At 39.1% G+C, this 23,512-nt stretch carries 17 protein-coding genes and 1 other RNA gene; all 18 read right to left on the bottom strand.

Annotated elements, in window-relative coordinates; genetic code table 11:
- The 18 genes from BLP50_RS11830 to rpoD all read right to left on the bottom strand — a co-directional run bounded on the left by BLP50_RS11830 (position 1) and on the right by rpoD (position 23,243).
- Complete coding sequence (locus BLP50_RS11830; protein ID WP_143001147.1) at positions 1–1,395, bottom strand: alpha-amylase family glycosyl hydrolase; 1,395 nt, start codon at positions 1,393–1,395, stop codon at positions 1–3.
- Between the two features lie 213 nt (positions 1,396–1,608).
- On the bottom strand, positions 1,609–3,690 hold the full coding sequence (gene htpG / locus BLP50_RS11825) for a molecular chaperone HtpG (protein WP_090154995.1): 2,082 nt from the start codon (positions 3,688–3,690) through the stop codon (positions 1,609–1,611).
- Positions 3,691–3,893: 203 nt separating this feature from the next.
- The gene (locus BLP50_RS11820) at positions 3,894–5,036 is read right to left on the bottom strand and encodes a hypothetical protein (RefSeq protein WP_090154993.1); all 1,143 of its coding nucleotides are present in this window, start codon (positions 5,034–5,036) and stop codon (positions 3,894–3,896) included.
- Positions 5,037–5,062: 26 nt separating this feature from the next.
- Positions 5,063–5,464, bottom strand: a complete 402-nt coding sequence (locus BLP50_RS11815) for a PaaI family thioesterase (RefSeq protein WP_090489242.1) — start codon at positions 5,462–5,464, stop codon at positions 5,063–5,065.
- Positions 5,465–5,594: 130 nt separating this feature from the next.
- Positions 5,595–6,017, bottom strand: coding sequence for a DUF6465 family protein (locus tag BLP50_RS11810; RefSeq protein WP_090154989.1), 423 nt, complete (start codon positions 6,015–6,017; stop codon positions 5,595–5,597).
- Between the two features lie 165 nt (positions 6,018–6,182).
- Positions 6,183–7,175 carry a peptidylprolyl isomerase gene (locus BLP50_RS11805; RefSeq protein ID WP_090154987.1) on the bottom strand — a complete coding sequence of 331 codons (993 nt, stop codon included), beginning with the start codon at positions 7,173–7,175 and terminating at the stop codon, positions 6,183–6,185.
- A gap of 2 nt (positions 7,176–7,177) precedes the next feature.
- Complete coding sequence (locus tag BLP50_RS11800) at positions 7,178–7,432, bottom strand: glyoxalase (RefSeq protein ID WP_090154985.1); 255 nt, start codon at positions 7,430–7,432, stop codon at positions 7,178–7,180.
- A 2-nt stretch (positions 7,433–7,434) separates the two neighbouring features.
- A complete protein-coding gene (gene addA, locus BLP50_RS11795; protein WP_090154983.1) occupies positions 7,435–11,031 on the bottom strand; it encodes a helicase-exonuclease AddAB subunit AddA in 3,597 nt (1,198 codons plus the stop codon).
- Between the two features lie 2 nt (positions 11,032–11,033).
- The gene (locus BLP50_RS11790) at positions 11,034–14,471 is read right to left on the bottom strand and encodes a PD-(D/E)XK nuclease family protein (RefSeq protein ID WP_090154981.1); all 3,438 of its coding nucleotides are present in this window, start codon (positions 14,469–14,471) and stop codon (positions 11,034–11,036) included.
- 112 nt (positions 14,472–14,583) lie between these two features.
- A complete protein-coding gene (locus tag BLP50_RS11785) occupies positions 14,584–16,131 on the bottom strand; it encodes an amidohydrolase (protein ID WP_090154979.1) in 1,548 nt (515 codons plus the stop codon).
- A gap of 26 nt (positions 16,132–16,157) precedes the next feature.
- The gene (locus BLP50_RS11780; RefSeq protein WP_090154977.1) at positions 16,158–17,402 is read right to left on the bottom strand and encodes a 6-phosphofructokinase; all 1,245 of its coding nucleotides are present in this window, start codon (positions 17,400–17,402) and stop codon (positions 16,158–16,160) included.
- Positions 17,403–17,447: 45 nt separating this feature from the next.
- Positions 17,448–17,708: a hypothetical protein gene (locus tag BLP50_RS11775; protein WP_090154975.1), complete on the bottom strand. Its 261-nt coding sequence runs from the start codon at positions 17,706–17,708 to the stop codon at positions 17,448–17,450.
- Positions 17,709–17,769: 61 nt separating this feature from the next.
- On the bottom strand, positions 17,770–18,306 hold the full coding sequence (locus BLP50_RS11770; RefSeq protein ID WP_090154973.1) for a phosphatase PAP2 family protein: 537 nt from the start codon (positions 18,304–18,306) through the stop codon (positions 17,770–17,772).
- A 3-nt stretch (positions 18,307–18,309) separates the two neighbouring features.
- On the bottom strand, positions 18,310–18,843 hold the full coding sequence (locus BLP50_RS11765; protein WP_090154971.1) for a CarD family transcriptional regulator: 534 nt from the start codon (positions 18,841–18,843) through the stop codon (positions 18,310–18,312).
- A gap of 385 nt (positions 18,844–19,228) precedes the next feature.
- Positions 19,229–19,574: RNase P RNA component class A (gene rnpB, locus BLP50_RS11760), an RNA gene on the bottom strand.
- A 23-nt stretch (positions 19,575–19,597) separates the two neighbouring features.
- A complete protein-coding gene (locus tag BLP50_RS11755) occupies positions 19,598–21,262 on the bottom strand; it encodes a nucleoside kinase (RefSeq protein WP_090154969.1) in 1,665 nt (554 codons plus the stop codon).
- A 13-nt stretch (positions 21,263–21,275) separates the two neighbouring features.
- Complete coding sequence (locus tag BLP50_RS11750; RefSeq protein ID WP_090154967.1) at positions 21,276–21,989, bottom strand: tRNA (adenine(22)-N(1))-methyltransferase; 714 nt, start codon at positions 21,987–21,989, stop codon at positions 21,276–21,278.
- A 123-nt stretch (positions 21,990–22,112) separates the two neighbouring features.
- Positions 22,113–23,243 (bottom strand): RNA polymerase sigma factor RpoD, encoded by a 1,131-nt coding sequence (rpoD, locus tag BLP50_RS11745; RefSeq protein ID WP_090155034.1) that lies wholly within the window; start codon positions 23,241–23,243, stop codon positions 22,113–22,115.
- Positions 23,244–23,512 lie beyond the last annotated feature (269 nt).

Here is a 23,512-nt window from a genome sequence, read left to right as displayed (position 1 = left end):
TTAAATATTTGATGCTATTATGCGGAATTCATAAGGCTTTAGGAAGAATGGCTCCGCACTGTCTAAATCATAAGTACTGAAAACTATTCTATCACCGTAGAATTCTACCTGTCGCCTTGATGGAGTAAGATTGCAATAGATATAGAGTCTCTCTTCTTTTGCCTCACGGGTAAAAATCAAAACATCATAAGGTGCTGCAACTCTATGGTATACTCCTTCGGATAAAGCTTTTGAATTCTTTCTAAATTCAATCATCTTGGATGTGAAAGTGTATAAACTAGTAGGGTCTTCTTCCACCTTTGGGTCCCTACAATATTCGCCATCATTAATAAATGGAATCCCCACTAGCGAAAGATGCATTCCTGTATATACCTTAGCGAAATTCAAACAGTTTACCTTGTCATTGCCAAAGTACTTGGCAAAGCTGGTAGAATCTCCTGTTTCAACATAATTAATAGGAGTCTCAAGAGTATGTTGGCCTTTATCTACTAACTTAATAAGCTTTCTATTATTTCGACGAGCCTGAAGCTTTTGAACCTTTTTGCTTTCTGAGTCTATTCGACCGCAGAAGAATATTGCATCAAGACCATCCTCACAGAAATGTTTCGAATCATCTGGGAATATAGATGTTCCCTCGCCAATTACAAAGCATTTATATTTTGACCAAACGTCCTTATTTAATCTCTTAATTATATCTCGACATCCCTTGGTATAGAGATAGTGCTCTCCACCCTTAACAAAGATATTAAATCCGCCATCAGCCATTGAATTCTTGTAGATAATATTCATAGTATCAAGCCTAAAGCCTGCAATACCCTTATCTAGCCAAAATCGCATAGCATCAGCAATTTCTTCATACACATCAGGATTGCTCCAATTCAAATCAGGCTGATTCTTTCCCATTATGCTAAGATACCACTGACCATTTTCAGCTTTATTCCATGCACTGCGACTCCTGAGACCTCGCCAATTATTTCTCTTATATGCGCTTAAATAGTAATAATTTATATATTTTTCATCGCCCTCTAAAGCCTTCTTGAACCACCAATGTTCGTCAGAAGTGCTGGCAATGCACATATCCATCATTACTTTTATTCCGACTCTCTTAGCACGGCTAAGCAGTCTCTCTAAATCTTCCATTGTGCCTAAATCTGGATCAATCGCCCTGAAATCTGATGTATCATAACCACTGTCATGACGTGGGCTTGGAAAAATCGGACCCAATGCAATTACATCGACTCCTAATTCTTTTAGATAATGTAATTTTGAAATTATACCTGGAATATCACCAATATTATCACCATTGCTATCGCAGAAGGTTCTGGGATAGATTTGGTAAATTATAGCGTTCTTCCACCACTTCTTTGCACTAGATGCAGCCATAAATTTCCCCACTTTCGTCTCCCCGTATTAGCAATAATTCCCCACTGAGAAACTACCACCACTTCTAATATATAGCATTAAACATACTTTTACAACAATTATTTCACAATTTATACACATATAAGGGAAATATTCTGCACAATATCAAGTTATCCACAAAATAATAAAACAACGGCAGACAATTACGTCTGCCGCTGTGTAAAGTTGCAAGTTTGCTTTCATGCATTATTTAGCTAATAACATCATTATTTTATTAGAACGAGCAACAAATTCTGTCATTGCCTCTGGAGAAAGTGGCGCATTGGCAATCTTTGCTAAATCATAAAGCTGAGCTGCAAATACATCTACATTCTCACCATCCTTATTGTTAATGATGTACTGGACTAAATCATTGTTAGCATTTAAAACAAGTGTCTCTGAAGCTGAGCCAAACATGCTCATATCCATGCCACCCATAGCATACATCTTCATCATATCCTGCATACGGCGGCTCTCTTCTGAAACAGTAATCATAGATGAAAGGTCCTTATTTTTGAACTTTTCTACCTTGACCTCAAGTCCCTGGTTATTAAGTGCCTTTCTAAATACCTCAGTAAGAGTCTCTGTCTCTGACTTAAGTTCATCCTCTGCAGTCTCTTCAACCATAGAATCTGTTACATCAGCATCGATACGGCAGAACTTGTAGTTCTCATTGCGCTGCTCAAGCTGTGTGATGAATGAAGTATCAATAGCATGGTCAAGGATAACGGCGTTCATGCCCTGCTCCTTGAACATATTAATATACTGGCCCTGCTGAGCAACATCAGTTACATAGTAAACTGTCTTTCTCTTGTCCTCTGGCTCATTATTAGCCGCGTCTGCATCCTTGTTGTCATCCACAACCTCTGCATCAACAGCATCGCCATTCTCATCAGTAGCTTTCTCCTCTTCCTTAACAAGAAGCTCTGGAAGTGTAGTGTACTTATCATTAATATCCTTGAATAAGATGTAATCGTTCATCTTATCGCAGAACTTTGTATCCTTTAAGCAACCAAACTTGATGAATGGAGCAATGTCATCCCAATATTTCTCATATGACTCTTTCTCAGTCTTGCACATACCAGTAAGCTTGTCAGCTACCTTCTTGGTGATGTACTCAGAAATCTTTGTAACGAATCCATCATTCTGAAGTGCAGAACGTGATACATTAAGAGGAAGGTCAGGACAATCGATAACACCCTTGAGAAGCATCAAGAACTCAGGGATAACTTCCTTGATATTGTCAGCGATGAATACCTGATTGTTGTAGAGCTTGATTGTACCTTCGATAGAATCGTACTCTGTATTAATCTTAGGGAAGTATAAAATACCCTTGAGATTGAATGGATAATCCATGTTAAGGTGAATCCAGAAAAGTGGCTCCTTGTAGTCATGGAATACATCTCTGTAAAATGCCTTGTAATCATCATCTGTACACTCAGATGGATTCTTAGTCCAAAGTGGATGTGTCTCATTGAGAGGAACTGGACGCTTAACAATCTTGAGCTTGTCCTTGGCAGGAGAAACCTCTACCTGCTCCTTCTCACCATTTTCATTTTCCTTCTCCTCGAACTTAGCTTCCTCGTGAATCTCCTCGATTACCTTGTCAGTGTCTCTCTTGTCAGCTGCGTCGATTGTCTCGTACTCTTCTGGAGCATCCTTCTTAGAAAGGAAAATCTCAGTAGGCATAAATGAACAGTACTTTGTGATAACCTCACGAGCTCTGTACTCGTTAGCAAACTCAAGGCAATCCTCATTTAAGAATAATGTGATCTTGGTACCAACCTGGTCCCACTCGCCATCGCTCATCTCGAACTCTGTACCGCCATCACACTCCCAGTGAACTGCTGTAGCTCCATCCTTGTAAGAAAGTGTATCAATGTGAACCTCGTCAGCTACCATAAATGCTGAGTAGAATCCAAGACCAAAGTGACCAATAATCTGGTCGCTGTCTGCCTTGTCCTTGTACTTCTCAAGGAAGTCTGTTGCACCAGAGAATGCAATCTGGTTAATATACTCATCTACCTCGTCAGCAGTCATACCAAGACCATTATCAATGAATGTAAGTGTCTTATCCTCAGGGCTAACAACTACCTGAATCTTTGCCTTATAGTCAAGTGGAAGTGAATACTCTCCCATCATATCAAGCTTCTTAAGCTTTGTAATAGCATCGCAACCATTGGAGATAAGCTCTCTATAGAAAATGTCGTGATCAGAGTATAACCATTTCTTAATCACTGGAAAAATATTTTCGCTTGTAATAGATAAACTACCTTTTTTGTTTCCCATTATATATCACTCCTTTGATATTAGCTGTTACGCTAACAATCCTAATATTTCTCCGCTCATCTAAAATGATTGGCTTATAAATTATTAGAACTTGTTATCTACAGCTTTTATTCTCACTGAAATATATGATAATACTGCAAAAATAAGAAGTCAATAAAAAATTAGCACTCTTTTAACAAGAGTGCTAACAACGATTATTTTTATTATAAATTTGCTGCCTGTATGGCATCCTCATTATCTGCAAGAGGGGTGTAATCAAACATTACATTTTTCTCTTCCAATTTTTCTGCTGTTTCTATCTCTTCATCTGTCGCAGCCTCATACTCCTCACCGTCGTATGTTTTATACCATACGCCATCCTCATTTTCATAGTAATCACACTTATATCCAAATTGATAAATCATTTCAGTTGAATTGGACTCTAGATTATATATGCCTATACCATATAAACCAGCACCACCTGACCATACATTAGAAATAAAATGATTATCAAAATTGTAATATCTATTTCTAGCTGTGCCGCTAACTACAAGAGCAGGTTTATTGTCTACAATTGTATAGATATCATAGATTGCTCCCGGCAATTCATCATCGTCATAGATTATGCCTACAAAAAGCTCATCCACACCATCTATATTAATGTCTTTATACGCATATCCGATATGCTCAAGTGGATTGTCCATTTCATGTATCGCATATGCGAATTCAGGACTCATGTTTTTTTCTTCAAGCTTTGTAGCATCCCATTTTTCGTTAACAGCCTTTACATACTCAGATAAAACTGTGTTGTATAAATCCTCACCTTTTGTACCAGCTTCATAGGTATATGTATATCCATTGATTCCTTCTAAGGATTCTACTACTGAATCTGCAGCATCGTAGAGCTTAGCAAAGCCCTCTGGCATATCAGGCTCATTATAATCCCACTGAACCTCTGTGGCATAGCCCTTTACAACATTGTATATATCGCCATTTTCGCTAGACAGTTCGCCCACTTTTTCATATGGCCCACCTGCATAATCGCTAGGACTACCAGCAGCCCATACCATAAATGCTAATCCGGAAAATCCAGCATCTTTTGCCTCTTTATAATAGATGTACATCTTGTCAGAATCTGTCTCTACCTCTGCAAGGTCTGCTAGTTCAGTTGGCAACGTGATTTTAAACAGGTCATTTGAATACTCTACTACATCACCTGTCGCATCCTCTGGCTTTGCCCCATCGGACTGAGACTCACCAGATTGGCTCTCACTAGGCTGAGATGAATCCCCAGTAGGATTTGTATTACCACATCCTGCAAGAACTAAAGCACATGCTAAAAGAATACCTAAAATTTTTCTACTCATCTTACTCTCCTTTTCTATATAATATTTTACTCAGAAACACAGTAATAATTAAATGTACCGCGACTAACTAGCTCACCACTATCATCAGTCACATCCACATCTACGACGCAAAACTTTCTAGTTCTTTTTATGACATTTCCCTTTGCAGTAATTCTACCTGATTTTGCACCTTTAAGAAAATAAAAGTTTGATTGCTGAGTAACATACTCTCTTCCATCTGCCCTTGATGAATAACCAGCACAGGTATCTGCCAGAGAAAAATGTGCACCTCCGTGAGCTATTCCCAAAACATTTAATGTCTCAGGCACAATATCTATATGAGCTGTAGCTCCTGATACTTCTATATCATCAATCACGATGTGATTGTACTTAACAAACTCATTCGCCTCATAAGAACGGCGAAGCTTTTCTAATAATTCCTTACTCATAAAAAATCCTTCCAAATAAAAATCTCTTTTTATTATAAACGATTCTACAAGTTAAGTAAAAAAAGAGCTATACCGTATATACGGTATAGCTCTGCGCTACGACATTTAAAATTAATACCCTAAATAAATTTTAAAGATCTGCAGATCCAACGCAATCTTTGTTAGCAACATAATAAATCTTGCGCTCCTCTGGCTTGATGTAAATGTTAAGCTCTTCAAGAGTCTTTCCCTTATAATCCTTCTTGAAGGCTGACTGTGCTTTCTTTAAGCACTCTGCCTCAGAGAACTCAAGTCCCTGATACTGAACAACTGCTGTAGTAGCTACTTTCTTCTTAGCTGTAGTTTTTTTAGCTGTAGCTTTCTTAACAGTTTTCTTAGCTGCTGTAGCTTTCTTTGTAGCTGTAGCCTTAGCTTTTGCTGCTGTCTTTGTAGCAGCCTTTTTAGCTGTTGCAGCTTCCTTCTTAACCTCTGCTGCTGCAGACTTAACTGCTGATGCTGCAGAAGCAGCTGACTTCTTAACGTCGTCAACTGTAATTTTTGCACTAGTAACCATTTCTAATACCCTCCTATTTTTTGAAACAAAATAAATAATTTTGTACAAAACTTATTATAGTCATTTAGTTCGACTATTTCTAGTCTATTGTGGTAATTTTCTACCAATTAACTAATATTTGTAGGATATATTAATGGTTTATTGTAAAAATAATATTAAATTAGGTTAATTTTTCAGATATTTATTTAGTGTTTCAAAGAAGGCTCCGCTGGTTAATTCAGATGCATCTTCTGGGAAAGAAATACCATCCCATAATTTTGTATTCATGTCAGAAAAATATTTTTCTTCTAGATCAGAAACAATATCATCCAATACTTTTTGTCTTCTTTTTTCGATGATTACTTCTTTATTTTCTTCTGATAATTCTTCATTGTATTTATCCAAACACTGGAAGAAATAGAAGCCATTATCAGCTGCAATTGCGCCTGATACTTCTTCTGTGTCAAGATTAAAAACTACCTTGTCTACTTCTTCAGGATACTCGCCTCTTGCAAATGTAACCTGATATGTATCAAGCTCAGTGTAAGTTGATGCTAGACGTTCAAAGGTATATCCGTAATCTATCATGCCCTGGATTTCTTTTGCCTTTGACTCATCAGAAACAAAAAGTACAAATGCTTCCATAACACGAGCTTCATCTTCCGATACTTCCTCATCAACAGAATCCATCAATTCGTTGTAAACTTTTGTTGCCAGAGCATATCGTATATACATATTTTTGATATCTTTTTTCTTGGCTCCAGTAAATGATTTTTCTGCACGAGAAAGTGAGTCATAATACTCAGCTGCTGCATCCTCACAAGCCTTGTTCTCATCATCAGTAAGTACTATCTCATGTTCCTGGGCATAAAGATTAAGAACGTAAACCTTTGTGAGATGCTCCAACGTCAAATCCTTGATAGAGTCTGTCATTGTCTCAGTATCAAAATCCTCAGTCCAAAGATTGACTCCATCAACTGAACCATAGATATTTTTTTCATTTAAAAGATATACAAGAGCCTCCTTTTTAGAGCACTTCATATCTCCAATTTTAAACACAGTACTGCGTCCACTTGATGTATCAAAATAAATTGTAGTGTCCTTATATGCGCATCCGGAAAAACTAACAGCAAGACATATCGTAAATACGAATGCGGTAATTCTTTTTATAAATTTCATAACTAACCCTCTACGATGAGATATCTACCATCGCCGATGGCAAAAACTTCTTCAGATGAAAGAATTTCATCCTCTGTCATCCCTGTAACATCCATCTCATCTTCAAGATACTCAATAACCTCTTTTTTATTTTTGCAAACAACTGCACATACATCCTCTAAAAACTCTGCAGCCTCCTCTTCTGTATCAACTACTGTCTCAGGAAAAAGCTGAAGCTGATTTTTGAGAAATGCTTCTACTGTCTTCTTATCGTACATAACTAAACTCCTATCGTTTTCTCCAATGCAAAGGAATATAGCAACACTTCCTTCACTGGTATATTATATGCTTTTTCAATGGCAGCCTTATATAGCTGCAATTGCTTTTCATATCTTAGCACTAATTGACTATCCTCGTCCACTCTATCAGTCTTATAATCAAGAAGTACTATTCCGTCATCTTCTTCGAAAAATACATCGATGATACCCTGCACTAAAAGCATTTCATCTGTTGATGATTCATCTCCAAATAGCTCCTTGCCGTTGCTCCCGTACACAAAAGGCTTTTCCTTATAGAGCTTGCCTCTTAATGCAGCTTTACTCATTCTATTTGCGATGTCATCATTTAAAAATCCCTGTAGCTTTTTATAATTAATTCTTTTTTGCTCATCCTCAGACAGACTATGAACATTTGTCATGTAAGATAACTGTTCATTAAATGAGGATGCAAAATCTTCTCTAGCAAAATCAAAGCACTCCATAAATCTGTGCATAGCTGTACCATAAAGGGCACCAGCCGGAACCTTGTCCCCTGCATCAACAGAAGTATCATTAAGCTCTTTCATCATAAACTGTGGCACGTACGCTTCTTCCTCAGTATGTATAAATGCAGGAGCTGCATCTGCATTAAATTCAAAAGCCAGCTCCATAGCCTGATGTTTAATCTCTGAAACGGAGTATTTGTTCTTGTATTTGCTATCGGCGCTCCCCTCGTAATCAAACGAAACCGTATTTACGATAGGATTATCCTCTTCTAAATTTTTGGATTTTATTTCTTCAATTAATCTGCGAGCCTGTTCCTTCACAAGAGATTTTTCAACCTCCTGCACAAACAGCTGACTGCAATCTACGATTGTTCTATTGTAGTCTGCTGCCGAGGCATTCAGCGCTCTAATAATAAGCTCAATTGAAGACTGAGCCTTTTCCTTTGTATAGTAATCAAGGATTGTATCATTTGCTGTATAGTCAGCTATAATATCAGGCACACTCTTTTTTGAAGTAGGCTTGATGGATGCAGTAATTATAAGCTTGTCCACCGGACGAGTAAGGGCTACATATAATATTCTCAAAAGCTCACCCTTGCTGCTTGCACTAACTTTTTTCTTTATCAAATTGTAAAAGCTGGTTTTAAAAGTAATGCGTTCCTTTGGGTCTCTATAATTAAGAGCAAGTCCCAAGGAATTATCGTAAGCAAATGTGCCAGACTCATCCTTGAATCCTCTTCCCATTCCAGAAACAAAGCAAACTGGGAACTCAAGGCCCTTACTCTTATGAATAGTCATAATACGGACTGCATTGTCATTTTCGCCTACAGTTTTGGCTACCCCCAAATCCTCATCATAGCTCTTGAGCCCTTCTATATAGCTAACAAATCTAGATAGTCCCTTAAAGCTGGTACTCTCGAATGCTACCGCCTCGTCTATAAGCTTATCAAGATTTGCTCTAGCCATCTTGCCAAGAGGAAGAGCACTGACATACAAGCCATATCCTGTATCCTCAAGGACTCTTTCTATCATCTTATGAATAGGTGTATCCACAGCTGCATTCCTATGCTTTTCAAGAGAATCAAGGAAATACCTCACATCATCTGCAGAGTGTTTCTCGCAAAATTCTTTTAGGCATGTATATAGTGGAGACTTGCCATCTGTAGCTCTAATCTGCGCCAATCTGTTTGATGAAAATCCAAACATAGGAGAATGCAAAACTGCTGCAAGAGGAATATCATCAAATGGATTATCAATGATTTTAAGCATAGATAAAACTGTCTCTATCTCCTCTCGCTCAAAGAATCCTTTTTCTTCGGCAACATATGCTGGAATTCCACTGTCCTTTAAAACACTAATATATTTGTCTGCATGGCCTGTTGTAGCACGCATCAAAATAACCACATCCGATAGTTTCATTGGACGCAATGTACGGCCATCTGCCCCCTTGTCACTTACCTGAAATCCTTCAGCTATAAGTCTTTTAATTCGAGAGGCAACCACTCTGGCTTCCAGCTCATCTGCATTATCGATATCCATGTTAGCCATGTCTTCTGAATTCTGTGTAGCTATAATAATCTCCGGCTCATATGTTTTTGAGTCCCCTTTGAAAGTATCATCACCAACTTTAAGGGCGGCTTTTTCATCATAAATAACCCCACCCATATCAGGTTGCATAAGAGGTCTAAACACCTGATTACAAAAATGTAAAACCTCACCTCTACTTCTGAAATTGCTGTCCAAATCAATTCGAACTGAATCAGATGAATCATCCTGAGGATAGGTTCTTAATTTATCTATAAAAAGCTGTGGACTAGCCTGTCTAAATGCATAGATAGACTGCTTGACATCACCAACAGTAAAATAATTGTTGTCAGAAGAAACAGCAGTAAGAATCTGCTCCTGTAATTCATTGGAGTCCTGATACTCATCTACCATTACTTCCTTGAAATGATTGCAAAGCTCTAATGCCACTGGACGCTTTTCATGTTCTTTTGATTCTTTGTTTCTAAGAATCTCAAGAGCCATATGCTCCACGTCATTGAAATCAAAGATATTCTTTTTTCTTTTTTCCGCCATCAAAGCATCTGAGTAATCTCTGGCAAAATCAATGAGAGCTACCGCCTGTCTTTTCACATATATCAAGCTGTCAAACAGCTCTTCAATAGAAAGATTGAAAAAGTCAGCCTTCAAGCTATCAATCATCTTTTTATAGTCATATCTAAAATCCTTTGCCTGCTGTGCCTCATATTCATTAAGTGATGTGTTTTTGCTAGACCATCTTTCTGGATCAAATCCATCAAATAAAATTCTCTTTTCTTCATAGGTAGCTGCGTCATAAATAGCACTAAAGTATGATAGTTCATTTGAAAAAATGGTCTTGTCCTTTGAGTCACAGTCCACTGTATATAAGCTTAAAAATCTTTTGATTCTTCCGATGATAGAATCCAAGCTCATGTTAGTGTATTCAAGTAAAGCCTTCATAAAATCAGATTCCTGAAGAGCTTCTATAGAATCAATATCGTATATGCGAAGTGCGTTATCGTACCATTCATCCACCCATGCAAAACTAGTAGCCTTTGCATGAAGCTCAAAAATCATATTTTTTAGAGTGTCTACATTGCGCCCTACTATATAGGCATCAGCTAACAGTCTAAAGTCAGCTTCATTTTCCTGAAGTCGCTTTGAAAGCAAATCAGAAAACACCTCATCAGAAAGCATCTTAAGCTCTCCCGCAGTCCCAACTCTGAAAGATGGATCCATATTTATCTCGTAGAAATAATTCTTAACCACCCAGTTACAGAAGCTATCTATAGTACGAATCTGGGCATTGTGAATAAGTGTTGCCTGAGAGCGAATCCTGCCATTGTCTGCCTTTTCAGCCACAGCCTTGTCAATGGCCACCCGAATCCTGTCCTTCATTTCAGCAGCGGCGGCTGTAGTAAATGTCACCACAAGAATACGGTCTACATCAATGCCATTTTTCTCATCAAGTATCTCTGAAATAATGCGCTCTACCAGCACAAATGTCTTTCCACTTCCAGCAGCAGCGCTTACTAACATATTCTTTTTTCTTGTATCACGAACTTTAATCTGTTCTTCAGTTAACGCCACTTTTACTCTCCTTCTTCCATCTTTTCCTTCATAAGTCTAATGACTTCGTCTCTATCCTCTAGCTTTGCAAAAGTTCTAGCTTCATATCCCTGCTCATTTTCATTGAAATGACAAACGCTCCTATATCTACAGAAACGACATGCATCGATTGACCCTAGTCTAGCAGGTGTGCAATCAAATTTACCGGCGATTATATCTTTAGCCGCCTGCTGGGCTGTAAATGCTCCGTATTTAATAACAGTCTCCATATCCTCTCGACTGACGGCATTAGTGGTCTTAGCAAGGTCACCATCCTTTTTAATTGCATAAGGAACAATAGATGACTTATCTGTCTGTCCCTCTAACGTACCAACAGTAGAATCATTGGCATACAAATCATCCTTATCAGAGGATAAAAGTCCTTCCATCTTACTAAGCTTAAGTCTATCCTCTTCTCTAGTGGAAGCATTTTTAGATGACTCTAAATATTTGTTGGCCATCTCATAGTAAAGCATGGCTGATGAGTGCAGCTTGGAATCTGGATAACGTTCCTTTAACTTTTCAAGAACAACTCCCATATAGATAGGCAGCTGCATAGAAAGTCCATAGTAGCATTCGTTCAAATCCAGCTTGTGGCCGCTAGACTTATAGTCAATAATTCTAACCGCCTTATCCTCATCACCTGCTATATCAATTCTGTCTACCTTGCCTTTTAAATTGGCGATAGTCTCTCCACTTACATCGTCTGTAATAGATGTTTGAATTGGCTCCTCAAAAAATGCTGGTTCAAACTCTCCTCTTTTTATCTGTGTAGTGATGACCTCCACCGTATATCTTAAGGTATCCTTCATAGATTCTACTATGTATCGCTGGGTAGAATCCTCAAGAGTGTTTACCTTTGCCATAGCTTCAAACGTCTGATTTATAGCCATGTCAATATAAGCTTCTCTCTCTTCTTTTGAAACAGACTTAAAGCTCTTGCCATCCGCCTTTAGGCTATCAGAATAGCGCTCAATAGCCTCATGGTAAAAGTTACCCATGTCGATACTAGATAGCTCAAATTCTTCTCTTTCCTTAAGGTTCAAAACATGGGTGAGAAAATATTTGTAGCCGCATTCATTGTATTCTTCAAATTTTGATACAGAACCAGAAACTGTCTCGTCCTCATTAAATGCCTCGTTGACTGCCAGCATTATATCCTCATCTACCTTTTCAGGTGAATGCTCATAAAAGGCAGCCTTTAGGCATGTATCAAAATCAACAGACTCCTCATTTTTCGCCCAGTCAATTAAGTAAACAAATACTTCTTTTTCTCTATCGTCTAGACTCTCAATTCCGTATGTGCTGATACGATTGATAAGCTCTATCAAAAGCTTAAGGCTACTTTTTTTCGCAAGAGTCCTATCTGCAATATCAAAGTCCTCTACTTCCCTAAGGCTTACTGCAGGGAAAAGTTTGGTAATCACGTCCACAAGATATGATGGATTAACACCCTTGCCTGCACCATCTACTCGAGGCATAGTAAGGAAAAGCTTTTCATTTGGCTTTGTAAGCATCAAATAAAGATAGAATCGCTGTCTAAATGACTTCTGCCTATCGGAAGGCGCAAGTTCAAATCCTAAATCAAGTAGCTGCTCTCTCTCTAGCTGAGAAAGGATACCGCCATTCTCCACCTTTTTAGGAATGGAATCATCTGATGCTCCTAGGCAAAATAGCACCTTGATATTTGATAATCTGGTTCTTTCTATATCACCCAAAATAACACTGTCGGCAGCTGGAGGTATAACGCCTATAGATGCTGCTGAAAGGCCAGCCTCATAGATGTCATGGAACTCTTCCATGTCCATTACATCATCACCTAATATAGAGACCATTTTGTCTAATATATCAATGATTACAGGATAAATCTGGCTGTACTCTTTTGATTTGACTGCATCAGTTTCCTCGTATAGTTTGCCTCTGGCATTTATCTTTTTTTCCACATCATAGGCAAGGAAAAATCTATATAGGGCCTTTGCTATATCCTGGACAGTTGCCTCTTTTCCCACAGCCCCTTCAAAATCTACAAAAGGTTTTATAAACTTTTCTCGAATTTCATTTACTTTTAGTAAATCCTCATCTTCTTTATATGAATTGGATCTAATTGCAAATGGGTGAAAATATTTATTTTTTCCACGAATGCCAGTTGCAATAATGTAGTTTTCCAGATAATCAATCTCCTGGAAAGATAAATCTGTAAGGCCAGTTCTTAAAAATCTAAATACATCTTCGCATCTGAAATTTCTGCTGATTATGTCAAAAAGAGAATCTACCATCTCTGACATTGGATGGAACAAAATCTCAGTTTTGGCATCAATAAAGTAAGGGATATTGTAATCTGACCAAATCCCTGAAACAAGATATCTATACTGCTCCAAATCAGGAGCCACAACAGCTATATCCTTGTAATGCATCCCTGATCTTACAAGTCTGCTGATATTAATCGCAACAAATTCTAATTCTTCTCTGGCGTTTTTTAGACTAACAAGATTAATAGTGTCATTTACATCCCCCTCATAGACCTTCGTCTTGTTTCTAAAAATATTATTCTCCAGGTGACTAAGGACAGGATTGGTGCTAAGCCAGCCATTATCCTCTGAAATGTAACATGGTTCATTAATTTCTACGCCAGCTCTTTTTGAAATGATACTTAGCTTACGAACAAATTCTGATGACATAGAAAACAATTCATCATCAGCCAAATCTTCAAAGAGAGGTGTGCTCTCATCTGCTGTAATAGTAACTGCCACCTCTGAGCAGATCTTAAGCATATGCTCCACCAGCTGATACTGAATTGGAGTAAATCCAGTAAATCCATCTAACACCACAGTGGAATTGCAGACTATATCAGAGTCATCTATCATAGAATTTAAAGTGGATAGAATTGACTCTGTGGTGACGTATTTACCATCTATAAAATCAAGAAAAGCGCTATATAATACAGATAAATCCGTAGCCTTTCTTTTAAAGCTTTCTGACATTGTAGGAGAATCAATCATTGCCTTTAGCTTTTCTGGCGTAATGTTGTATTGAGTCATCTCCGAAATCAATGATTTAACCTGAGTGATATAACTGACTCTGGTAATGTTATTTTTCAAAACACTAAGGTCATTTAAATGATTTTCAACAAGCTTTCTAATTACAAGTGATTTGCCTGTATCATCCAAAACCGCATGAACAGCCGCCCCAAGCTCCTCAAAAACACGATATGCCAGTCGGTTAAATGAAAGCACATCAATATTCATAATACATTTATTAGGATGCATTGAAACTAGAAGTCTCTGGGTAGACATGGTGTATTGTTCTGGTACAATCACCAGGAAATTTTTGTCCTTATGTTCCATAGACTCTTTGATGATTCGAGTATAGATGCTTGTAGATTTTCCACTGCCGGAATTTCCAATAATAAGGGAAAGTGACATATTATTCTCCTATAAAATGGAGTTTTGCTTTGCAAAACTCCTGTTATTTCCTAATTAAGAAATAAAGGCGCTCCTTCAATATAAAAGGGGCGCCTCATAAATACAAATCATATTATTGTGGGAACATACCTCTTAACATAGTGGCCATAGAGCCCATTCTCGAACGCTGATATGGCTTGCCCTTAAGATACATATCTACCACGTTGATATTCTTAATCTCATCCACTGGTACATCAAATGGATTAGCATCAAGAATAGTTAAATCACAGCTCTTACCCATTTCTAGCGAACCCCTCTCTTTTTCGTCGAAAAGAGAAAATGCTCCGTTATATGTGGCCATTCTAAGTGCCTCATATACAGTAACTGACTGAGATTTATTTTTGTTGTTGCATGCATCATGTATCCAAAGAATTGGGTCTGGATCTGATGCTGGTGCATCTGAATTAAAGCACACTTTTATGCCTAAATCCTCAATAGTTCTAAGAGGATTAATTCTAGAAAGTCGCTCCTTGCCTATCATGCTCTCAAGGAACTCCTCCGCTCCGTCAGTATGAGATAACATGGAAGGCTTCATAGATATCATTATCTTGTATTTTGCACAGATCTTTAGTGCCTGCTCAGTAGGTAAACTACCATGAAGTATCACATGGCGATGATCATATCTAGGATAATCCTCCAAAGCCATTGCGATGGCATTGACAGCCTGCTCGAAGGCAGCATCACCAACAGCATGCAGTGCAATCTGGTAGCCAGCTCTGTTAGCATTTATACAAAATTTCTGAACATCTACATCTTGGAAATAAGATAATCCCTTATTATTAATAGTCTCATAATTGTCGATTAGCGCTGCATCCATATTTGAGAAAGTGCCGTCCAAATTGGCAAACACAACTCGAGTCATGTCCTTTTTGGCAATCTTATCCATGTTGGCTGTCTGGTATGCTGCACGTATCTGCATGCCATTATCAAGTCCCTTGGCAACAGAGCGCTCCATATCAAAATCGTAGTCCCTGATAAAGCCAAGTCCACTGGCTGAGCAAATAAGTCCTATACCCTTGCTAGCAAGGAAGTCAGCTGTCTCCACCATAGAGTCTATGACCTTTTTGGTAGAAAGGCCGTGAGTAATGAACTCACAAGCTGCCATAAAGGCCTCCTGCCTCAATTCACCAGTATCTGGATTATATCCTCTTAAATTAGCTATTTTAGATTGAATGGCATTTAAAAACAAAGTGTTAGCAACACCTGAGTGGGCATCGTGCTTGATAATAAATGCAGGCTTGTCGTTGCAAGCCAAATCAAGCTGCTCCTTAAGGATAAGATGTCCCTCGGTAACCGCATACTCAGTAGCGCCAAATCCAACTACTATATTTTCTCGGGTATTTGCAGAGTATTCTTTTAACTGTTCCAAAATATTTGCATTGGAATCTGTATCACTGATTGGAAACATCCTATGCAAAACGGAAAAACCTGAATAATGCAAATGAGTATCAACAAAAGCTGGTATCATAACATTATTTCCCAATTCAATTGGTGGTACAACCTCGTACTGTGTAGGTAGCGTCTCTCCGATATAGGCAATTCTGCCTTCTCGTTCTACCAGATAGTTCGCTACAGTATTTTTCTCGTCACAAGTGAGAATTGTTCCATGAAATACCTGCATTTATAACCCCTCCCAAAATAAAACTATTAATTAGATTTCTTAGTTGGTCTATATATATGTCTTGGTATACCATCAACCATGATTGGTGATACATCGCCTTGAATCAATGGTCTTACATATGTGATGAAAGCCTCTGTAACATAAGTTCCATCATGTGTAATCCAATTACGTGGAACAAGCTTTTCATCGTTTGCTATCTTATGTACATCCTTGACCTCAGTACCACACTGATATGGGTCATCAGAATGACGGGTAAGTGTAACCATCTTGCCAGTATCGCCCTCATCAGCGGCAAGGACAGCTGCACCACCTACCTGATATGCCTCTAAGATATCAACTCGAGATGCAAGATGTGAACCAGCTCTCTGTAAAGTAGAAAGCTCAATAGCTCTAGTCTTGCAGCCAAGCTCTGCGCCTATGTAATTGCAAAGATATGCTGCTGTACCAGTAAGCTGCTTGTGGTTAAATGCATCTACGAACTCAACATTGTTGCCAAGCTCACAGACGTACTTGCCATCCTTGGTGTGGATACCCTCTGAAATACAGATAACTACAGAAGACTGAGTCTTCAATAGCTTTTCAACTCTCTGCTTAAATTTCTCAATATCAAAAGCTACCTCTGGTAAATAAATCAAATCAGGGCCCTCGCAATCCTCTCCTTTTGCAAGGATAGATGCGCCTGTAAGCCAGCCTGCATTACGTCCCATTATCTCAACAATAGTAACAAGACCCTTGCCATACTCAAGGCAATAGCTATCTCTGATGATTTCTTTTACAGAAGTACCGATGTATTTAGCTGCACTACCATATCCAGGTGTGTGATCAGTAAGAGCCAGATCGTTATCGATTGTCTTAGGACATCCCACGAATCTGATATCTGATCCTGTAAGAATAGCATAATCAGAAAGCTTTTTAATGGTGTCCATGGAATCATTTCCACCAATGTATATAAGCGCTTCGATTTCTAGCTTATTGAGGATTTCAAAAATCTTCTCGTAAGTTTTCATATCCTCGTGAATCTCTGGTAACTTGAAACGGCATGACCCCAAATATGCCGCTGGTGTACGCTTTAGAAGCTCAACATCCAAATCATTTTTGATGTAATCGGAAAGATCAATGTATTGTTCATCCATTAATCCTTTGATGCCGTGGAGCATACCGAATACTTTTTTAGCACCACGGTCCTTAGCTGTTCTGATAACTCCCGCTAATGAAGAGTTAATTGCGGCGGTCGGTCCGCCTGATTGTCCCACAATTACGTTCCCTGTCATTACATCTTACCTCCCAATAAATACTTTTGTTTATTAATTCTCTATCTAGTCATCGGTAGGCAAGTCCCTAAAGTAGCTTGCAATAATGTCGCAAATAATCCATATTGCTCCTCCAACTGTGGATGCGACAAAAATCTTGATGACATTGATAAGTAGAATCCCCGCTGTAAGAGTACCGCCAGTAAAACTGGTAACCAGCCAGTATACCGGACGAACAAATAACCAGTATCCACCAATGTATATGCCAAGTACTGTACCAAGAACGCTGAAGAAAACAGCTAGCGCCCTTTTTACGTTCTTTTTCATTAGTAATTCTCCTGTTCCCTCTTATTTAGAAGAACTATCTCCAATATTTACTTATACTTAATTAAAATGGTAGCATAAGAAGTCCAAAAACGCCACCCAAAATACCATAACAAATGATGGAAATAATAATTGCGATACTTGCACCTGCCACAACATCCTTAATAAAATGAACGCCGCCCACTACCCTAATGATAGCAAGACAGATTCCAAGCACAGAAATTACAACAGCCATAAGAACTGATGACTGAAGAAATGTCATAGAAATCATAAATATAGAAAACACATGTCGGCTAGGAAAGCTCTTGCCAACAGTATCTTTATCTAAAGCTGGAACAAAACCAAAGACCTCATAAGGTCTAGGTGCACTGATAGCCTTTCTAAAAAGAGAAACAGCTACAAAAGAAACTCCCGGCACCAAAATACTCCTATAAAGAAGCACTCCGCCATCCCCTGGAATCCACTTGTAGCAGAAATATAAGAAATAAAGATAAAATATAATCGTAATATAAGTAATGGCCTTGTCCATCACTTTTAAAGCTGTAACAAGACCATTATTATTTTTTATGCTATTAGTTACTCTAGTATAAGGAAAATTCATTAATTATGCCCCTATCAAAACTGAATCAGCTGTATGAGCCTTAAGAGTACTCTCAAACAAATCCTGAGCATAAGTAATATCCTTGCCCATAGAAAATGCCATTTCCTCGTAAAGCTTTCTTCCTGCAACATTAAGAGTCTTCTCATCTAATGCCATAACTTTCTTGCCAGACTGAATACGCTGCCATTTTCTAAGAAGAACTGTCTTAACTACAGATGCCATAGCCTCTGGTGTAAACTCCGCCATAACCTCTTTGAAACGCTCCTGAAGAGCTCTGTCGTTTGGCTCCTCCAGACACTGAATGTCGTCGATGTTCTCAAGAATTCTAGTAAAAGTCTCAGCCTCTGCTACCGGACGAAGTCTAACAGTAGACCCAACTGTAGGTGTGAATACCTTTGCTCCTGCCTTAAATACAGGGGCCATACAATAATAAGTTTTGCGAGAACCTTTGCCCATAAGCTCCATGTCATCAATATCCTCAATCTGACATACTCCACTTCCCTCATGAACTAAATAATCGCCTACGTGATATTCCATTATTACACCATCCTTTTAAAACACAACAACAAAGTACCTCCACAACTACATTCTCCCGCATAAACTACAATAATTATAGCACGATTCAAGGATTTAAGACACAAAAATTTCACATTTGTAAATAATTCCCACTGTCGAGCCAATTTTTCGTCATCCTTTAGTAATTATCACAATATATTCAGAAAATACTGGCAGTGAATAGTATCTATTCAGCCACCAGTACTGTTGTATCTATTCAGTCACCCATTCGCAAAATCGCGCTTACAGTCTGGCTAGAAAAAATTAAGAGACATGTAACTATCAAGCTCTAAGTGTTATCGCAGGTGACGTGTTAGTCACCGGAGATAATATCTTAGGCTTGAGAGTGTAACATGTCTCGTAAAATAAGAAAGGCCCGACTGTGAGCCGGGTTATGTCTTTTAAAGTAGTCATCTATCTAGGGCCACTGTCGCCAGTGGTCTCAAGCGTTCAACCTAGCGCTGGCGGGCCGCGTACGCGCTTTTTAGAACTTGCTTCGGATGGGGTTTACATGGCTATCGCTGTTACCAGCGATACGGTGGTCTCTTACACCGCCTTTCCACCCTTACCTATATTGCTATAGGCGGTATCTCTCTGTTGCACTATCCTTGGAGTCACCTCCACCAGCCGTTAGCTGGCATCCTTGCCCTGTGAAGCCCGGACTTTCCTCTCCTCTACCATTACAGTAAAGCAGCGACTACTCATCGGACCTTTATTAACTTTTTAAGTGAGGCGGCTATAGGATACAGCTGCCTCCAATGAACTCTCTAACAAGAGAATTGTTTGGAATAACATCCGGTGACATAGGTAAGAAGTAATCCAAGAGCTTAATGAGTCTCTTGGCCTCTGCATACATCGGATGATCTGGTTCAATAGCATAAAGCTGTGGATCGACGTATAATTTTAGCACAGCCATCTCATAAATTAAAGCTGTATTAAATAAATAGTCAGCATGTTCCTGGAATGGGAAAATGTATTTTTCCTCACCACGTCTAACTGAATCCCACATTGCTATTGTCTCTGCAGCTGATGTGGCACGTGTACGAGAATCTCTGACGATTCTACGGATAAGACGTCCATCTGCTGTAGAAAGCGGGTTGTGCTCATCTATTGAAAGCTGAGTTAAAGCTGATAAGTAAATTTTATATTTGCTCTCTGCTGGAAGAGATGCACTCATTCTGTCGTTAAGACCGTGGATACCCTCAATAACAAGAATATCATTTGGACCAAGCTGCATATAGTGGTCATTGTACTCTCTCTTGCCAGTTTTAAAATTGAAGTTTGGCAAAAGAACACGCTCACCATTTAAAAGCTTTACCATGCATTCGTTGAAATATGAAATATCAAGTCCTTCGATGGACTCAAAATCCTTTTCGCCGTACTCATCTATTGGCATCTGATCTCTGTTCAAGTAGAAATCATCTAGAGGCACTGGATGAGGCACACAACCTAAAGCTCTCAAATGAGCTGAAAGCTTGTGCGAGAATGTGGTCTTACCAGATGAGGAAGGACCTGCCATCATAACAAACTTAACATCGTGGTTGGATGCAATTGTGCGAGCTAAATCGCCTATATTGCGCTCCATTATCGCCTCTTGGGATAATACGATGTCCTTGATTCTGCCAGTGGCAATCGCTTCATTTAAAGCACCAACTGTAGGCACACCCATTGTGCGACCGAACTCAGATGATGCCTGCTGAACACTAAATAGCTTGATTGGGTTAGTAAACTCAGCCACCTTTCTAGTGTCACCAACTAACTTGTCCCCATTCGGGAACATAAGCATAAATCCATTTTCGAATTTTAGCAAGTCAAAATATCTAAGATATTTGGTGGATGGTACCATGTATCCATAAAAATAGTCGATACATCCATCCAAATCGTAAACGTTAATGTTAGAACTTGTTCTATATTTCAGAAGCTGTTCCTTGTCCTTCATGTTGAAGCTGTGGAACATCTCCTTAGCCTGAGTGGTCTTGATGGAATATTTCTTCAATGGAATATCCTGCTCAACCAAATCAAGCATAACAGATTTTAATTCCTGTAATTTGTCTTCTGTAATATCTCCAACACCTTCGATTGTACAGAAATCTCCCTGTCCAAGAGAATGCTCTACTCTAAGGTATGGATTGTCTGGCAATGGGTAAACATCCATAAGAGCACGCTGAAGCAAGAAAACCACACTTCGCCTGTAGGCTCTACGCCCATCCTTGTCTGCAGTAGTAAGAAACTCTAGAGTCCCTACTCCATTAATCACTTTGTGTAGCTCTGTAAGACTGCCTTTGTACTTTGCAAGCACAATATCGTCTTTGTACTCATCCTGATGAATGGCTGCAATATCAACTAAACGAATGCCATCCTCATAAGTCTCTTCTCTGTCGTTAATGATTACTTTTGCCATAGCCCCACTCCTCCTAGATTGTATTTCGCACCTGAGCAATCAAATCAAGCTCATGTCTTAGTTGCTGCATTCTAGATAAAATTGCATCGCTTTTGCCGGTCTTTTTAGCTTCCAAAGACTCAAGGATAGAAGAATATTCCTTCTCATTTTTATCTAAAAGCTTAATCAAAAGCTTAGGCACCTTTTTTATAATCACAGGGCCGTATTCAAGCTCCTCCTCACTCAAATGAGTACGCTTGCCCTCATCCGGCTCGTAATATAACTTTATTATAGGATATATCTTGTTCTCTTCGCAGGTCAAATCCTCATCAATGATTACAAACCCCATTTCCATAAGAGTCTTTCTTAAGGAATAGTAATCGGACTGAGGCTCGATGATAAGGGTCTCGGCCGATTTGGCCACCCTTTCCTCTGCTACTATTATTTTACCAATAAGTGTGCCACCCATGCCACAAATACATATAACATCTGCTTCATTTTCTTCAAGCTTCTGTAATCCGTTAGAAATCCTAAGGGAAGCCCTAGATGAAAGTCCTGCTGCAGTGATATTCTCCTGAGCCTTTTTAAGTGGGCCTGCATTAATATCCATAGCTATGGCAGAATCTGCTACGCCATTTTCCAAAAGAGAAATAGTCAAATAGCCATGATCACATCCCACATCAGCCACAGTGCCGCAGCGAGGAACCATATCGTATACAATTTGTAATCTTGGTGACAATTTTATCATTATAATATGTTAACTCTGTTGTAATAATATCCAAGGACGAACTGCATTTAAGATTGCCTTCGGCAATGGGCAGTTCTTGAGCATAACATAATCCTTCACTATTGTTCGGATTATATTATGCATTTACTGGTCTAAATAATCCTTTAACTTTCTACTGCGGCTAGGGTGACGAAGCTTTCTAAGTGCCTTAGCCTCAATCTGACGAATACGCTCACGAGTAACGTTGAATTCCTTACCTACTTCCTCAAGTGTGCGAGCCTTGCCATCCTCAAGACCAAATCTAAGGATAAGTACTCTCTGCTCACGCTCTGTAAGTGTATCAAGTACCTCGTGGAGCTGTTCCTTAAGAAGTGTAAATGTAGCTGCCTCAGCTGGTACAGGAACATTTTCGTCTGGAAGGAAATCTCCAAGGTGGCTATCTTCCTCCTCACCGATTGGAGTCTCAAGTGAAACTGGCTCCTGAGAAATCTTAAGAATCTCGTGTACACGGTCAACTGTGATGCCCATAGCTGTAGCGATTTCTTCTGGAGAAGGCTCACGGCCGTACTCCTGAAGTAACTGTCTAGAAACTCTGATGAGCTTGTTGATAGTCTCAACCATATGTACTGGAATACGAATTGTACGGGCCTGGTCTGCGATAGCACGTGTGATAGCCTGACGAATCCACCATGTAGCATATGTAGAGAACTTGTATCCCTTGTGATAATCGAACTTTTCAACAGCCTTCATAAGACCAAGGTTACCTTCCTGAATAAGGTCAAGGAAAAGCATACCACGTCCTACGTAACGCTTAGCAATGGAAACAACAAGACGAAGGTTAGCCTCTGCAAGCTTGTTCTTAGCCTCCTGATCTCCATCTTCCATTCTCTGAGCAAGCTCGACCTCTTCCTCAGCTGAAAGAAGTGGTACCTTACCAATCTCCTTAAGGTACATACGAACTGGATCTTCAATGCTGACTGAATCAGGCACTGACATATCAATGTCTTCAAGATCCTCATCATCGCTTGCAAGTAAAAGTGCATCAGATGGGCCTGATGAGAAGTTAACATCGATACCCTTTTTATCTAAGTATGTAAGGATACGCTCCATCTGCTTTGCATCTATTTTATAATCCTTTAAGAACTCTGAAATCTCATAGTCCTCGATAATGCTCTTCTGAGCCTTAGCAATCTTGATAAGCTCAGCTACCTTTGAATCAAGCTCATCACTACCGAATGAATCGCCATCATCATCATCGTCATCATCGTCATCCATGAGCATTGATGTCTTTGCTCCTACTGAAGCTAAGAATTCATCAACATCATCGTCATCTTCCTTCTCATCGATGTTGTCAAAATCATGCTCATTAAACTCAAGATCTTCTGCCGAAATCTCCTCGATATCGCCAAAATCTACATCTTTGTCATCTGTGTCTTCATCTACCTCATCGACTTCTTCTGCTTCTGCCTGAGCTAAAAACTCATCAGCAGCAGCCTTTAAATCTCCGTTTTCGATTAACTCATCAACTTTCTTCTTTGCCATTG

The sequence above is a fragment of the Pseudobutyrivibrio sp. AR14 genome, from assembly GCF_900101325.1.
GTDB lineage: Bacteria > Bacillota > Clostridia > Lachnospirales > Lachnospiraceae > Pseudobutyrivibrio.
This window is presented reverse-complemented; position numbering and strand designations above follow the sequence as displayed.